Source organism: Streptomyces sp. NPDC026062, from assembly GCF_055568375.1.
In genome coordinates, this window is sequence record NZ_JBVHOQ010000009.1 from 1 (window position 1) to 15,152 (window position 15,152).

Annotated in this window: 15 protein-coding genes; 5 read left to right on the forward strand and 10 right to left on the reverse strand. The window is 69.4% G+C overall.

Annotation, left to right across the window (positions count from 1 at the left end; translation table 11 throughout):
* The coding region (locus ACZ4LX_RS10220; RefSeq protein ID WP_467640590.1) for a hypothetical protein at positions 1-296 on the forward strand (296 nt) is incomplete at its 5' end.
* A 189-nt stretch (positions 297-485) separates the two neighbouring features.
* On the opposite strand, the gene ACZ4LX_RS10225 is transcribed toward ACZ4LX_RS10220, so the two are convergent.
* The 3 genes from ACZ4LX_RS10225 to thyX all read right to left on the reverse strand — a co-directional run bounded on the left by ACZ4LX_RS10225 (position 486) and on the right by thyX (position 4,091).
* Positions 486-2,171, reverse strand: a complete 1,686-nt coding sequence (locus ACZ4LX_RS10225; protein WP_467640592.1) for a ribonuclease J — start codon at positions 2,169-2,171, stop codon at positions 486-488.
* Between the two features lie 130 nt (positions 2,172-2,301).
* Entirely contained in the window at positions 2,302-3,201 is a 900-nt protein-coding gene (gene dapA, locus ACZ4LX_RS10230; protein ID WP_467640595.1) for a 4-hydroxy-tetrahydrodipicolinate synthase, read from the reverse strand.
* 152 nt (positions 3,202-3,353) lie between these two features.
* Positions 3,354-4,091 (reverse strand): FAD-dependent thymidylate synthase, encoded by a 738-nt coding sequence (thyX, locus tag ACZ4LX_RS10235; RefSeq protein WP_467640598.1) that lies wholly within the window; start codon positions 4,089-4,091, stop codon positions 3,354-3,356.
* 186 nt (positions 4,092-4,277) lie between these two features.
* Here thyX and ACZ4LX_RS10240 point away from each other — a divergent pair, with 186 nt between their 5' ends.
* Both ACZ4LX_RS10240 and ACZ4LX_RS10245 read left to right on the forward strand, forming a co-directional pair.
* On the forward strand, positions 4,278-4,517 hold the full coding sequence (locus ACZ4LX_RS10240; protein ID WP_467640601.1) for a hypothetical protein: 240 nt from the start codon (positions 4,278-4,280) through the stop codon (positions 4,515-4,517).
* A 94-nt stretch (positions 4,518-4,611) separates the two neighbouring features.
* Positions 4,612-5,163 (forward strand): hypothetical protein, encoded by a 552-nt coding sequence (locus ACZ4LX_RS10245; RefSeq protein ID WP_467640603.1) that lies wholly within the window; start codon positions 4,612-4,614, stop codon positions 5,161-5,163.
* Between the two features lie 115 nt (positions 5,164-5,278).
* On the opposite strand, the gene ACZ4LX_RS10250 is transcribed toward ACZ4LX_RS10245, so the two are convergent.
* The 5 genes from ACZ4LX_RS10250 to rpsO form a co-directional block, all read right to left on the reverse strand.
* A complete protein-coding gene (locus tag ACZ4LX_RS10250) occupies positions 5,279-5,749 on the reverse strand; it encodes a hypothetical protein (protein WP_467640607.1) in 471 nt (156 codons plus the stop codon).
* A 14-nt stretch (positions 5,750-5,763) separates the two neighbouring features.
* Entirely contained in the window at positions 5,764-6,516 is a 753-nt protein-coding gene (dapB, locus tag ACZ4LX_RS10255; RefSeq protein ID WP_467640610.1) for a 4-hydroxy-tetrahydrodipicolinate reductase, read from the reverse strand.
* A 24-nt stretch (positions 6,517-6,540) separates the two neighbouring features.
* Positions 6,541-7,920 (reverse strand): M16 family metallopeptidase, encoded by a 1,380-nt coding sequence (locus ACZ4LX_RS10260; protein ID WP_467640613.1) that lies wholly within the window; start codon positions 7,918-7,920, stop codon positions 6,541-6,543.
* On the reverse strand, positions 7,917-10,130 hold the full coding sequence (locus ACZ4LX_RS10265; protein WP_467641130.1) for a polyribonucleotide nucleotidyltransferase: 2,214 nt from the start codon (positions 10,128-10,130) through the stop codon (positions 7,917-7,919). Before ACZ4LX_RS10265 ends, ACZ4LX_RS10260 begins: the two co-directional genes overlap by 4 nt.
* A 270-nt stretch (positions 10,131-10,400) precedes the next feature.
* Positions 10,401-10,691: a 30S ribosomal protein S15 gene (rpsO, locus tag ACZ4LX_RS10270; RefSeq protein WP_018551846.1), complete on the reverse strand. Its 291-nt coding sequence runs from the start codon at positions 10,689-10,691 to the stop codon at positions 10,401-10,403.
* 459 nt (positions 10,692-11,150) lie between these two features.
* Here rpsO and ACZ4LX_RS10275 point away from each other — a divergent pair, with 459 nt between their 5' ends.
* Positions 11,151-11,384 (forward strand): DUF397 domain-containing protein, encoded by a 234-nt coding sequence (locus tag ACZ4LX_RS10275; protein WP_467640617.1) that lies wholly within the window; start codon positions 11,151-11,153, stop codon positions 11,382-11,384.
* A gap of 75 nt (positions 11,385-11,459) precedes the next feature.
* Here ACZ4LX_RS10275 and mycP read toward each other — a convergent pair whose 3' ends face one another.
* Positions 11,460-12,680, reverse strand: coding sequence for a type VII secretion-associated serine protease mycosin (mycP, locus tag ACZ4LX_RS10280; protein ID WP_467640620.1), 1,221 nt, complete (start codon positions 12,678-12,680; stop codon positions 11,460-11,462).
* Positions 12,681-12,745: 65 nt separating this feature from the next.
* Positions 12,746-14,317, reverse strand: coding sequence for a type VII secretion protein EccB (gene eccB / locus ACZ4LX_RS10285; protein ID WP_467640623.1), 1,572 nt, complete (start codon positions 14,315-14,317; stop codon positions 12,746-12,748).
* Between the two features lie 680 nt (positions 14,318-14,997).
* Between eccB and ACZ4LX_RS10290 the strand changes: the two genes are divergently transcribed.
* Positions 14,998-15,147, forward strand: coding sequence for a hypothetical protein (locus ACZ4LX_RS10290; protein ID WP_467640626.1), 150 nt, complete (start codon positions 14,998-15,000; stop codon positions 15,145-15,147).
* Positions 15,148-15,152 lie beyond the last annotated feature (5 nt).

The window sequence follows — 15,152 nt, forward strand, 5'->3', positions numbered from 1 at the left end:
TCGGGGTATCAACGTATCTGGCGTTGACTTTTGGCACGCTGTTGAGTTCTCAAGGAACGGACGCTTCCTTTGTACTCACCTCAGAACATTTTCTGGGGCTTTCCTCCGGGCGCTTCCCTTCGGTCTTGCGTTTCCGACTCTATCAGACTCTTTCGTGTCCGATTCCCGGTCGAAGCGGGTCTCGCATTTTCGCTTTCCAGTTCTTCGCTTTCGCGCTTCCCTTTCCGGCGGTTTCAACCTTACCAGACTCATTCCGTACCGTTTCCGGTTCGAATTTGATTTCCGGTGGCCGTTGAAGTGGCCTTGCCTTTCGGCGGATCCGACTTTATCAGAAGTTTCGAGTCGGAATTTCCGTTCTACCTGGGGGCCTCCTGCGCACATGTGTGCGCGGTGCTTCCCGGTGAGGCGGAGAGGTAAACGTACTGGAGCGGGGCGCCCCGATGCAAATCGGGGCGCCCCGCTCCGGAGTTCGCGCCTGTCTGAGGTCAGACCTCGACGACGACGGGGAGGATCATCGGGCGTCGGCGGTAGGTGTCGGAGACCCACTTGCCCACGGTGCGACGGACCAGCTGCTGGAGCTGGTGCGGCTCCATCACGCCGTCCTGGGCCGACTTGTTGAGCGCCTCTTCGACCTTCGGTACGACCGCGCTGAACGCCGAGTCGTCGATGCCGGATCCGCGGGCCTGGATGTGGGGGCCGCCCACGATCTTGCCGGAGGAGCTGTCGACCACGATGAAGACCGAGATGATCCCCTCGTCGCCGAGGATGCGGCGGTCCTTGAGCGAGGTCTCGGTGACATCGCCGACCGAGAGCCCGTCGACGTACACGTAGCCGGCCTGGACCTTGCCGACGATCTTGGCCTTGCCGTCGATCAGGTCGACGACCACGCCGTCTTCCGCGATGACGATGTGGTCCTTCGGGACACCGGTGAGAGCGCCCAGCTCCGCGTTGGCCCTGAGGTGACGCCACTCTCCGTGGACCGGCATCAGGTTCTTCGGCTTGCAGATGTTGTAGAAGTACAGCAGCTCGCCGGCCGAGGCGTGGCCGGAGACATGGACCTTGGCGTTGCCCTTGTGGACGACGTTGGCCCCCCAGCGGGTCAGGCCGTTGATCACGCGGTACACCGCGTTCTCGTTGCCCGGGATCAGCGACGAGGCCAGGATGACGGTGTCACCCTGGACGATGCGGATCTGGTGGTCACGGTTGGCCATCCGGGACAGGGCCGCCATCGGCTCGCCCTGCGAACCCGTACAGACCAGCACGACCTCGTCGTCCGGCAGATCGTCGAGGGTCTTCACGTCGACGACCAGGCCGGCGGGAACCTTCAGGTAGCCCAGATCACGGGCGATCCCCATGTTCCGGACCATCGAGCGGCCGACGAAGGCGACCCGGCGGCCGTACTCGTGGGCCGTGTCGAGGATCTGCTGGATGCGGTGCACGTGGCTGGCGAAGCTCGCCACGATGATGCGCTTCTGGGCGTTGGCGAAGACCGTCCGCAGAACGTTCTGGATGTCCCGCTCGGGCGGGACGAAGCCAGGGACCTCCGCGTTCGTGGAATCGGAGAGCAGAAGGTCGATGCCTTCCTCGCTCAGCCTCGCGAACGCGTGCAGATCGGTGAGACGGCCGTCCAGCGGCAGCTGGTCCATCTTGAAGTCACCGGTGGCGACAGCCAGGCCCGCGGGCGTACGGATGGCGACCGCGAGAGCGTCCGGGATGGAGTGGTTGACCGCGATGAACTCGCAGTCGAAGACTCCGAGGCGCTCGCGCTGCCCCTCCTTGACCTCAAGGGTGTACGGACGGATGCGGTGCTCCTGAAGCTTCGCCTCGATGAGCGCGAGGGTCAGCTTGGAGCCGATGAGCGGGATGTCCGGCTTCAGACGCAGCAGATACGGGACACCACCGATGTGGTCCTCGTGTCCGTGCGTCAGGACGATGCCCTCGACGTCGTCGAGGCGGTCGCGGATGGTGGTGAAGTCCGGAAGGATCAGGTCGATTCCGGGCTGCTCCTCCTCCGGGAAGAGAACGCCGCAGTCGACGATGAGCAGGCGGCCGCCGTACTCGAAGACCGTCATGTTGCGGCCGATTTCGCCGAGGCCGCCCAGGGGGGTGACCCGCAGGCCGCCCTTCGGGAGCTTCGGCGGGGTGCCGAGTTCAGGATGCGGATGACTCAAAAGACTCTCCTTACCACGCACGCCACGTACCGCTTGGGCACGTGGCGCGCATGTCATTCGTGCACTTGCTGTTGTCTTTGGTGTTGCTCTGTTGCGAGGTTCCTCGCGTATTCAGTTGTGAAGTCTGTGGTTACAGCTGTACCCCGCCGGCGGCGAGATCGATCTTGAGCTGAGCCGTTTCCTGTGCGCTGAGTTCCACCAGGGGGAGGCGCAGCGGGCCTGCCGGGAGGCCCTGGAGAGTCAGTGCGGCCTTGGTGGTGATCACGCCCTGCGTGCGGAACATGCCGGTGAACACGGGCAGCAGCTTCTGGTGGATCTCCGTGGCCTTCTGTACGTCTCCGCCGAGGTAGGCCTCGATGAGGGCCCGCAGGTCCGGGGTGACGACATGACCGACGACAGAGACGAAGCCGACAGCGCCGACCGACAGAAGCGGCAGGTTCAGCATGTCGTCGCCCGAGTACCAGGCCAGGCCGGACTGTGCGATGGCCCAGCTGGCGCGGCCGAGGTCACCCTTGGCGTCCTTGTTGGCCACGATGCGCGGGTGCTCGGCCAGCCGGACCAGGGTCTCCGTGTCGATCGGTACACCGCTGCGGCCGGGGATGTCGTAGAGCATCACCGGCAGGCCGGTGGAGTCCGCGATCGCCGTGAAGTGGCGGAGGAGTCCCTCCTGCGGCGGCTTGTTGTAGTAAGGGGTGACCGCGAGGAGGCCGTGCGCGCCGGCGCGCTCCGCGGTGCGTGCGAGCTCGACGCTGTGACGGGTGTCATTGGTGCCGATGCCGACGACGATGTGTGCCCGGTCTCCGACCGCCTCCAGCACAGCCCGTACGAGCTGGTCTTTTTCCGCGTCGCTGGTGGTCGGGGACTCGCCGGTGGTGCCGTTGATGATCAGGCCGTCGTTGCCTGCGTCCACCAGATGAGTAGCGAGCCGCTGGGCACCGTCGAGGTCGAGTGCGCCGTCCGCCGTGAAGGGCGTGACCATAGCGGTGAGGACCCGCCCGAAGGGGGTCTGCGGAGTGGAGATCGGAGCCATGGGTACCACGCTACTCGTTGCTCGGCGCCCGGTGTCCCCTCGGGGGGACAAGCAAGAGGAGCCCGGCACTGCCTGCTCGGGGGTTCAAGCAGTGCCGGGTCCGTTTGATCAGCCTAGATGAACTTCACGAAACGCCGCAATACGGACACTGCCTACGGGGCAACCCGTCCATTTTTGTTGAAGGCTGCATGGGTAAGCGGCATGAGCTGTGCCCAGTGCGCTTCCATCTGCTCGCCGACCATCTCGATCTCCCGCTGCGGGAACGACGGAACCTTCGCGAGCTCGTGCTGGGTGCGCAGGCCGAGGAAGTGCATCAGCGAGCGGGCGTTGCACGTGGCGTACATCGACGAGAACAGGCCGACCGGGAGGACCGCGCGGGCGACCTCACGGGCCACTCCTGCCGCGAGCATCTCCTGATAGGCCTCGTACGCCTGACGGTAGGAGGCCTCCATGGCGCGGCTCGTGAGCTCCGCCTGCGCCTCCGTGCCCTCGACGAACTCGTACTTGCCGGGACGGCCCTGCTGGACGAGCTTGCGGGACTCCCCCGGGACGTAGAAGACCGGCTCCAGCTCCCGGTAGCGGCCCGATTCCTCGTTGTACGACCAGCCGACGCGGTGCCGCATGAACTCGCGGAACACGAAGATCGGGGCGCTGATGAAGAAGGTCATCGAGTTGTGCTCGAACGGGCTTCCGTGCCGGTCCCGCATCAAGTAGTTGATGAGCCCCTTGGAGCGCTCAGGGTCCTTGGTGACCTCTTCGAGGGACTGCTCACCGGCCGTGGAAACGCGGGCGGCGAACAGCACGTCGGCATCACCGGCGGCGTGTTTCACCAGTTCAACGGTGACATCGCTGCGGAAGCTGGGCTTTGCGGGCTCGGGGGTCTCGGTCACCGGCGGGGTCCTTCCAATGGCGTCGCTCGGGCGGCGCCCACTCTACGGGCCGCCACTGACAACGAGGGCAGCACCGCCCGTTCGATGATTTCTTCGGTCAATTCGGTGATTCGGGGCACCGAACGGGCTTCCTGAGCGTCTGACTCAGTAGCACCACCCGAATCAGAGTTCAAGGAGAGCTTCCTCATGTTCCGCCGGCGTGAATCCGTCCCGTTCTCGTTCGTGGCCGAGGCCGACCGATTCCGCAGTAATGTCACACCGCCCCCTCGGGAGCGCGCCTCTCTCTCCGAGAAGGCGGGCCGCACCCTGATCGGTCTCGTCGTGGTCGCCGGGCTCGCCGGATCGCTGCTGCTCGGGCTGCCCGCCCTGGGGCCCGAGCAGTCGCCGCTGCACAACCAGCAGACCGAGAGCGCACAGGCGCACTGACCCGACCGGGCCCCCTGGGGTGGCCCGGTCGGTAGCCTCCTCGGTAGCCTCACCGGGCACAGCAATCGAGCGTGCTTGTGAGTGAGGATCAGTCGTGCCCCTGCCCTTTCTGACGGCCGACCGCGCATTTGACGCGAGCGCTGAGGACGTCGCGCTGCCGTTCGACGACCACGACAGCTGGCGGCGCCCCTACCGCCCCGGACCCTGGCGTGTCGCCGCCGCGGCCGGCCTGCTGCTGCTTGCCTCGTTCATCCTGTTCGCCGGGATGATCACGGCCTTCGCCGGAGCGCTGCCCGGCGCCGGGGCCTGTCTCGCCCTGGCCCTCGCGGTCATCATCTGCGCCCTGCGGATGCTGCGGATCGGCGCCTGGGTCAGCCGGCACGGTGTGCGCCGGGTGGCCTTCTTCCGGACCACGACCGTGCCGTGGAACCGCGCCACCGCGGTCCGTACGGTGCAGCAGCCGGTGAAGTGGCTCGGTTTCCCGCGCACGGTGCAGGGCCAGGCCCTGATCGTCGTACGCAAGGGCGGGGACGCCGTGCCGCCGCTGCTCACGGACTCCAACGCGGACTTCCTGGCGCGCGGCGAGGCGTTCGACAGGGCCGCGGACACGATCGAGGCATGGGGGGACGAGTACCGGCAGCGCTGAACGCCGGTCCGCCCGGCCTGGCGGACCGGGGCAGAACAAGACCGTCCGGCGTTCGGAAAGAACGCCGGACGGTCTTGTTCTGCCCCGGGAGGGATCCCGGGGCCAACGGCAGCCCCTAGTTGCCGGAGGGGGCCGGTGCGGCCGGTGTGCGGCCTCGGTGAAGGGCGATGGCCCGCTGCATGGCCTTCCTGGCCCTGGGTGTGTCCCGGGCGTCCTGGTAGGCGACAGCGAGGCGGAACCAGCAGCGCCAGTCGTCCGGCGTGTCCTCCGTCTCCTCCCTGCGGCGGGCGAAGACCGCGTCGGCCGATTCCCGGTCGATGCGCCCACTCGGGGTGCGGACCAGATCGTCGACGGGCAGTCCGCCCTCGGCGTCGAGTTCGGCGGCCAGGGCGTTGGCCCTCCGGACGAACTGGGTGTTCTTCCAGAGGAACCAGATGCCGATCACCGGAAGGATCAGCACGGCGACCCCGAAGGTCACCGTGAGCAGCGTGCCGTGCTTGATGAGCAGGACACCTCGGCTACCGACCAGGACGAAGTAGAAGACCAGGACGGCAGCGGTGACGGCGTAAGTGATCTTTGCGCGCATGGCGGTGGGCTCAGTCAGTTCAGGTCGAGGAAGTTTTCCAGGCCGAAGGTGAGGCCCGGAGTGGTCACCACGCGGCGCGTGCCGAGCAGGATGCCCGGCATGAAGCTGCTGTGGTGCAGGGAGTCGTGCCGGATGGTGAGGGTCTCGCCCTCGCCCCCGAGCAGGACCTCCTGGTGGGCCAGGAGGCCTCGGAGCCGTACCGAGTGGACCGGGATGCCGTCCACGTCGGCGCCTCGTGCCCCGGCCAGTGCCGTCGCGGTGGCGTCCGGCTGGGGCGCGAGCCCCGCCTCACGGCGGGCCTGGGCGATCAGCTGGGCGGTGCGGGCGGCGGTGCCGGAGGGGGCGTCGGCCTTGTTGGGGTGGTGGAGCTCGATGACCTCGACCGACTCGAAGTAGCGGGCGGCCTGCTGGGCGAACTTCATCGTGAGGACCGCGCCGATCGAGAAGTTCGGCGCGATGAGCACACCGGTCGCCGGTGAGTCGGAGAGCCAGGTGTTGAGCCGCGCGAGCCGTTCGTCGTTCCAGCCGGTCGTGCCGACCACGGCGTGGATGCCGTGCCGGACGCAGAAGTCGAGGTTGTCCATCACCGACGTGGGGGTGGTGAGCTCGACCACGACCTGGGTACCGGAGTCCGTGAGGGTCTCCAGCCTGTCGCCGCGGCCGAGCGCGGCCACCAGTTCCAGGTCGTCGGCGGCCTCGACCGCCCGTACCGCCTCGGAGCCGATACGGCCCCCGGCGCCGAGAACGGCTACGCGCAGCTTGCTCATTGCTCTGCTTCCTTACAAAGGGATTTAGGAGACCGCTTCGTCGAGGCGGTCGGCCTGCTTGTCCTTGAGCGGGCCGATGACGGAGAGCGAGGGGCGGTGTCCGAGGACCTCGCCCGCCACCGCGCGGACGTCGTCCGGGGTCACCTGCGCGATGCGGGCCAGCATGTCGTCGACCGACATCTGCTCGCCCCAGCACAGCTCGCTCTTGCCGATCCGGTTCATCAGGGCGCCGGTGTCCTCCAGGCCGAGGACGGTGGAGCCGGAGAGCTGGCCGATCGCGCGGCTGATCTCCTCGTCGTCGAGTCCGTCCGTCGCGACGCGGTCGAGCTCGTCGCGGCAGATCTTGAGGACGTCGTGGACCTGGCTGGGCCGGCAGCCCGCGTACACGCCGAAGAGTCCGCAGTCCGCGAAGCCCGAGGTGTACGAGTAGACGCTGTACGCAAGGCCGCGCTTCTCCCGTACCTCCTGGAAGAGGCGGGAGCTCATGCCGCCGCCGAGGGCGGTGTTGAGTACGCCGAGTGCCCAGCGGCGCTCGTCGGTGCGGGCCAGTCCCGGCACGCCGAGGACCACATGGGCCTGCTCGGTCCTGCGGTTCTGCAGTTCGACCCGGCCCGCGGTGCGCAGCGTGCGGGCACCCTCGCGCGGCGGCGTGGGGACGGCGTCGGTGCGGGAGAGTGCGCCGGCGCGCTCGAACGCCTTGCGGACCTGGCGTACGACCGTGGCGTGGTCGACGTTGCCGGCCGCTGCGACGACCAGGTGCGTGGGGTCGTAGTGCTTCTTGTAGAAGCGGGCGATCTGGCCGCGGTTCAGGGCGTTGATCGTGTCGACGGTGCCGAGGACCGGGCGGCCGAGCGGGGTGTCGCCGAGCATGGTGTGCGCGAACAGGTCGTGCACACAGTCGCCCGGGTCGTCCTCCGTCATCGCGATCTCCTCAAGGATGACGCCGCGCTCGGCGTCGACGTCCTCGGAGGTGATCAGTGAGCCGGTCAGCATGTCGCAGACGACATCGATGGCCAGCGGCAGGTCCGTGTCGAGGACCCGCGCGTAGTAGCAGGTGTACTCCTTGGCCGTGAAGGCGTTCATCTCGCCGCCGACCGCGTCGATCGCGGCGGAGATGTCGAGGGCGCTGCGCTTGGCGGTGCCCTTGAAGAGGAGGTGTTCGAGGTAGTGCGTCGCGCCGTTCAGCGTCGGGGTCTCGTCGCGTGATCCGACGTTGGCCCAGATACCGAAGGTGGCGGAGCGTACGGAGGGCAGCGTCTCGGTGACGATGCGCAGGCCGCCGGGCAGGACCGTGCGGCGGACGGTGCCGATGCCGTTGCTGCCCTTGAGAAGCGTTTGGGTACGGGCGACGGCCCGCCCCCCGGAGGAGGGGCGGGCCGTCGTCACGGAACTACGGGACGTCACTTGTCGGTGTCGTCCTTCTTCTCGTCCTCTTCACCCTCGATGACGGGGATGAGCGAGAGCTTGCCGCGGGAGTCGATCTCCGCGATCTCGACCTGGACCTTGGCACCGACGCCGAGCACGTCCTCGACGTTCTCCACACGCTTGCCACCGGCGAGCTTGCGGATCTGCGAGATGTGCAGCAGGCCGTCCTTGCCGGGCATCAGGGAGACGAACGCACCGAAGGTGGTGGTCTTGACGACCGTACCCAGGTAGCGCTCGCCGACCTCCGGCATGGTCGGGTTGGCGATCGCGTTGATCGTGGCGCGCGCGGCCTCGGCCTGCGAGCCCTGCTGGGCACCGATGTAGATGGTGCCGTCGTCCTCGATCGTGATGTCGGCGCCGGTGTCCTCCTGGATCTGGTTGATCATCTTGCCCTTGGGGCCGATGACCTCACCGATCTTGTCCACCGGGATCTTGACGGTGATGATCCGCGGGGCGTTCGGGGACATCTCGTCCGGGACGTCGATGGCCTCGTTCATCACGTCGAGGATGTGGAGGCGGGCGTCACGGGCCTGCTTCAGCGCGGCGGCCAGGACCGAGGCGGGGATGCCGTCGAGCTTGGTGTCGAGCTGGAGCGCGGTCACGAACTGCTTCGTACCGGCGACCTTGAAGTCCATGTCGCCGAACGCGTCCTCGGCACCGAGGATGTCGGTGAGGGCGACGTAGTGGGTCTTGCCGTCGATCTCCTGCGAGATCAGGCCCATGGCGATACCGGCGACGGCGGCCTTGAGGGGCACACCGGCGTTCAGCAGGGACATGGTGGAGGCGCAGACCGAGCCCATGGACGTCGAGCCGTTGGAGCCCAGCGCCTCGGAGACCTGGCGGATCGCGTAGGGGAACTCCTCGCGCGACGGCAGCACCGGCACGATCGCGCGCTCGGCGAGCGCGCCGTGGCCGATCTCGCGGCGCTTGGGCGAGCCCACGCGGCCGGTCTCACCGACGGAGTACGGCGGGAAGTTGTAGTTGTGCATGTAGCGCTTGCGGGTCACCGGGGAAAGGGTGTCCAGCTGCTGCTCCATGCGGAGCATGTTCAGGGTGGTGACGCCCAGGATCTGGGTCTCGCCACGCTCGAACAGCGCCGAGCCGTGCACGCGCGGGATGGCCTCGACCTCGGCGGCGAGCGTACGGATGTCCGTCACGCCGCGGCCGTCGATGCGGACCTTGTCCTTGATGACGCGCTCGCGGACCAGCTTCTTGGTCAGCGCGCGGTAGGCACCGGAGATCTCCTTCTCGCGGCCCTCGAAGGCCGGGAGGAGCTTCTCGCCCGCGATCTCCTTGATGCGGTCCAGCTCGGCCTCGCGCTCCTGCTTGCCGGCGATGGTGAGCGCCTTGGCGAGCTCGGTGCTGACGGCCTTGGTGAGGGCCTCCAGGACGTCGTCCTGGTAGTCGAGGAAGACCGGGAACTCACCGGTGGGCTTGGCGGCCTTGGCGGCGAGGTCGGACTGGGCCTTGCAGAGCACCTTGATGAAGGGCTTCGCGGCTTCCAGACCAGCGGCGACGACCTCTTCGGTCGGGGCCTCGGCGCCGTCCTTGACGAGCTGGATGGTCTTCTCGGTGGCCTCGGCCTCGACCATCATGATCGCGACGTCGCCGTCCTCCAGGACACGGCCCGCGACGACCATGTCGAAGACGGCGTCCTCGAGCTCGGTGTGCGTCGGGAAGGCGACCCACTGGCCCTTGATCAGGGCGACGCGGGTGGCGCCGATCGGGCCGGAGAAGGGCAGGCCCGCCAGGATCGTGGAGGCGGAGGCGGCGTTGATCGCGACCACGTCGTACAGGTGGTCGGGGTTGAGCGCCATGATCGTCTCGACGATCTGGATCTCGTTGCGCAGGCCCTTCTTGAAGGAGGGGCGCAGCGGGCGGTCGATCAGACGGCAGGTGAGGATCGCGTCCTCGGAGGGGCGGCCCTCCCGGCGGAAGAAGGAGCCGGGGATCTTGCCTGCGGCGTACTGCCGCTCCTCGACGTCCACCGTGAGGGGGAAGAAGTCGAGCTGGTCCTTGGGCCGCTTGGAAGCGGTGGTGGCCGACAGCACCATGGTGTCGTCGTCCAGGTACGCGACGGCGGAGCCTGCGGCCTGCTTGGCCAGGCGGCCCGTCTCGAAGCGGATGGTGCGGGTGCCGAAGGTTCCGTTGTCGATAACGGCCTCGGCGTAGTGGGTCTCGTTCTCCACTAGTGATTTCTCCATACTCGTCGTCTTTCGTCCTGACGCCCGTGTGGCGGAGGACGGTGCGGAGAGGCGCACCTTGTGTGCGGGGCCGGTCTTCGATCGAAGCTCCCGGGCGTTGTCCCGGGGGCCACTACCGAGGACCGGCGGCGGCTGCGGGGCGCCTCTCCTCGTCTGGTGTTGTACGTCCAGGTTACTGAGCTTGACGCCAGTACCGCACGTACGGCAAAGGGAGCGGCCCCCTAGAAGTGGGAACCGCTCCCTTTCACAGCGTCCTTACTTGGCGCCGCCGGCCGCGCCACGGCGGATGCCGAGGCGGTCGACGAGCGCACGGAAGCGCTGGATGTCCTTCTTGGCCAGGTACTGCAGGAGGCGGCGACGCTGGCCGACCAGGATCAGCAGACCACGACGGGAGTGGTGGTCGTGCTTGTGCGTCTTGAGGTGCTCCGTCAGGTCCGAGATACGGCGCGAAAGCATGGCGACCTGGACCTCGGGGGAACCGGTGTCGCCCTCCTTCTGCGCGAACTCGGTCATGATCTGCTTCTTCGTAGCGGCGTCGAGCGGCACGCGGTACTCCTCTTGGTGTTCGATGCGCCCACGAGTGCCCCTGGTCTTGATCTCAGGGGAGCTTGAGTGACTCGGGAGCGAAGGTCCGATGAGCGCAGCCCCCAGAGTCAACCGGGAACGCGTACACAAACGGCCACAGCCAGACTACCAGCCGTCCGGAGCGGCCCCCGACCGGCCTCGGCCCGTCAGCGACGGCCCCGGCCCCGGCGAAGACGTCGAGAGCCGCCGGACGGAGCGGGGAGAGCGGGAGCGCGCTCTCCGCCACCCCGTGACACGGCAGTCCGCCGGTGCGGACCGGACGGCTCCCCGAGCGGTCCCGGGACGGGCTGCGGGGAACGCGGACGACGTCCCGGAAGCACAGAACGGCGCCGTTCGCCGGGGAATCGCGGACAGGACATGGGGGCCCTGCGGTGCCTGTACGGTGCCGTGCAGAGCCACGTACGGAGAGGAACGCTGACCATGGGCACACAGGCGGAGAAGGACGAGCTGTACGCACTCGACATCTCGGGGGTGGAATGGCTGAGTGCGCCCGGCACCGAGGAGGCGGAGGAGCGTGTGGAGATCGCGCATCTGCCGGGCGGGGCCGTGGCGATGAGGTCCTCGCTGGATCCGGACACCGTGCTGCGGTACACGGAGGCCGAGTGGCGGGCGTTCGTGCTGGGCGCCCGGGACGGCGAGTTCGACCTGGCGTAGGGGCGGGCGGCGAACCTCGGGGGCGCGTTCCGACGGGCGCGCCCTTCCTGTCCGCACCCGCCCGCAAGCGCCGGATCACCGACGGCGCGGTGCCCGGCGTCGGCGGAGGTCGCGCGCCACGGTCGCGGTGCCGGCCACCACGGCGACCAGCACGGCCGCCGCGGCCAGCGCGTAGGCCGCGTACCGCTTGTCGCGTGGCCGCGAGGTCTCGGCCATAACCGGCTGCGCGGGCTCGGGAGCCTGGGCCCGGGCGGGCGGTGCGTCCGGGTGGGGGGCGTCCTGCGGGGGGTCGTCACCGGACAGCGCGCGGACCGGATCGACCACGCCCCATCCGATGGAGGCGTCACGCCCGCTGACGGAGCGCTCTGCCGTCTGTTCGATACGGGCGATGATCTGTGCCCCCGTCCAGTCCGGGTACCTGGCGCGCATCAGAGCGACGACGCCGGTGACGTACGGAGCGGCGAAGCTGGTGCCGTTGTCGATGCACTGGCCGTTGCCCGGGACGGTGGAGACGATGTCGACACCGGGGGCGGCGACCCCCACGAAATCCCCTGCCTGGGAGAAGGGCGCGCGTTCGTTGTCGCGGTCGGACGCGGCCACGGCGAGGACACCGTCGAAGGCGGCGGGGTAGGTGCTTCTGCGGATGCCGTCGGCGCCGTCGTTGCCCGCGGCGGCGACGACCACCACGTCCTCGGCGATCGCCCGCGCCACCGCCCGCCCCAGCAGTGAGTCGTCGGCCAGCGGCCGGGTGGTGTCCTGGGAGATGTTGATGACCTGGGCACCCTGGGCGATCGCGTGGTCGATCGCGGCGGCCATGGCGCTGTCCTTGCCGTTGTGCCGCCCGTCGTTCTGCCGGATCGGGATGACGGTGGCTTCGGGGGCCAGGCCGACGAAGCCGGTGCCGCTGCGGGGGCGGGCTGCGATGATGCCGGCGACCTTGGTGCCGTGACCGACCAGGTCCACTGTCCCGTCACTCCCGCCGCCGTTGGTGTAGTCGACGCCCGCTGAGGCGTCAACGGCGTCCCTGAGCTGGGGATTGGTGTCGTCGACCCCGGTGTCGATGACCGCGACGCGGATCCCCTTGCCCCGGGTGTCCCGCCACAGTTCGTCGAGGAGCACCCGCTGGAGCGGCCACGGGCGTCCCTCGAACTGGTCCTTCATCGGGAAGTCGCACACACCGCCGCCGTCAATGCGCAGACCGCCCGGGTCCGGCACGGCGTACGGGACCTGTGGCCCCGCAAGGGCGCTCAGCGCGGCAGCGTACGCCGCCAGCAGGACCCTTCTCCTGTACGGCATCGTGCTCTCTCCCCACGTGTGTGCGCTGGTGTCGCGACTGGTGTCGCGCCGCCCCGCCCGGGTGCTCACGAACCCTGGGGCCGACGGGCGCCGTCGGTGTCGAGCCGGGGGCCCTCGGCGAGGAACTCCGACCAGGCGACCGGGACGGGGACCGGCGTGACCTTCCCGTATCCGAGCCTGATCTGTGCCTGGCCGGGGCCGGGGCCGGGCCGCTTGATGGAGCCGTCGTCCGTATCACCGGCGCCGGTTCCTGTGGCGGTGCCGGGCCTTTTGGTGTCGGTGGCGGTGGCGCCGTTTGCCTGAACCGCGTACCGCAGTCCGGTGTCGGTCACCAGGAAGAGTGTTCCGTCCGGGCCGGTCCGCCCTTCCCTCACCGGGGTGTAGAGCAGCCCGCTGCCCGGGGTCACATAGGTACTCGTGCCGCCGGCGCCGACGGGGGCGGGGAACGCGGCGCCCGCCCAGGTGCTCAGCGTCGTCCGGCCCGTACCGTCCGTGCGGCGCAGCACGTTGCAGACGGTGTCACGGCCGGAGACGCCCGCGTCCGTGGCGTTGACGCGGACGGCTCGGCGCTCCGGCCAGTGCGCGGCCTGGCCGGCGAAGGGCTCCGGGCCGGGGACGAAGTCCTGGAGGCCGGCGGGGCGCGCCTCACCGCCCAGGTCGAGGGGCGCGGTCTGCGGGGAGCCGGTGAGCAGCCGGGCGGTGAACTCGGAGACCGGGCGGACCTCGCCGTCCAGGACGACGTAGTGGGCGGCGCCTTCTCCGTTCCCGGTGCGCAGCACCGTGCCGACGCGGTTCTCCTCAGCGGACAGCTGTCCCTCGATGTGCGCCGGGGCGCCGATGTCGCCGGGGATCCGCGGGAAGGCCACCGGGCTGCCGTCGCGCAGCGTGGCCAGCCAGTCGTCGGTGACCGGCTGCGGCTGTGCGCTGCCGACCAGGGCGTCGGTCAGACGGCCGAGATCGGCTTCGGTCTCGTCGATGCGGTACTTGGTGCCTCGGGCGTCGACGAGGTAGCGGGTGCCGTCCTGTCCCTTGACGTAGAGGATCTGGCCGTCGGTGAGCCGGCCGGCGCCTTCGGTCAGTCCGTTGTCGCGTGCGGCGAGGACGAAGGCCGCCTTCTGTACGGTGTCCCCGCCGCCCGGCTGCACGCAGACCGCCCAGCGCTTGGCGGAGCCCGCGTCCTCCTCGTCGGGCAGCCGGTCGGGGGCGTACGGGATTCCGAGGACGGGCCCGCGCGGAGGCCCGACTGCATCGAGGATGTCATCGGCGCCCCGGACGACGCCGTACTTCTGCGGGGTCAGCAGCAGCCGGGCGGAGGCGAGGTTCAGCACGGGGTGCAGGAGCGTCCTTCGGCTCTCGCCCTTGCCGGTGGTGAGCACCACGTAGCGCGTGGTGGACGTCTTGCCGACGATCAGCTTGGTGCCGGGGATGTCCCAGCCCTTGGGGTCGGCCGGCCTGAACATGCCGTAGGCGCCGGCCCCCGCGAGGATCAGGGCGCCGGCGACGAGGCCCGGCAGGACGGCGCGCAGCGGACGCGGGGCGCCGTCGTCGGAGCCGGTGAGCGAAGGCCGGAGGAGAGCCGCCACCACACGTCGCTTCGCGAAGGTGTAGGCGTTCAGGTCGTCGCGCCGCGATGCCATGAGTCCGTCCGTCTCCCCGTGTCCGACGGCGCGGCACCGGGAACGGCCTCGGCCGGCGTCCCGTACCGGACCCCCCGATGCAGGACCGGCTCCCTACTATGCCTGTCGGTTCACGGGTGTCGCGGTCCGGGTCGGGCCGTTCCCCGCCGGGGACCTCTGCGGCCCGGGCAACCGGGTATCGCGCCCCTGACCGGGTACGAACCGGCGCTGCGTACACATGCGTTCGGTGTCCATGGCCGGCGGGCCGGTCGGCGACGGTACGTACCTGCCGGCCGCCCTCAGGATCGACGCGGACCGCACGGCACTGTGCGCGGAACGGCCCGTGCGGCCACTCCCCCTGGCTCTCGCGCGTGCCGCTCCGGCGGTCGACGGCCCCGGAACTCTGCCCGGAGACCGCAGGGGCGCGGGGCGGCGGCTTCGTCCGCCCCACCGGTCGCGCCGACCGGGAACTCCTCTCCCTCAGCCATGAGTTGGGGCGTGCAGCGCGGCCGTACACCGGTCGCGGCGGCACGGGACTGCGGCGCAGGGCCACCGCGCGGGCGGGGGCGGCCGGCCCCTGGACGTCGGTGGTGACGCCGCTCCCGCGTCCGAGCCCAGTGGCGTCCGGGCCGTTGGGGAAGCCGTCCCTGGCCGGTATCGGACGACTGCCTCCCGACGAAGCCCAACGGATCGGGCATCTCATGCGTACGGGGTCCGGCGAGACCCGGACCCCGTACGCCCTCACGGACCGGGTCACCCTCTGGTCCGCCCGGCGGGACCGCCGATTCGTGATGATCCATCCGCCCGATGCGGAATCGGAACTGCTGGGCAGCGCACGCGGGACGGACTGACGACC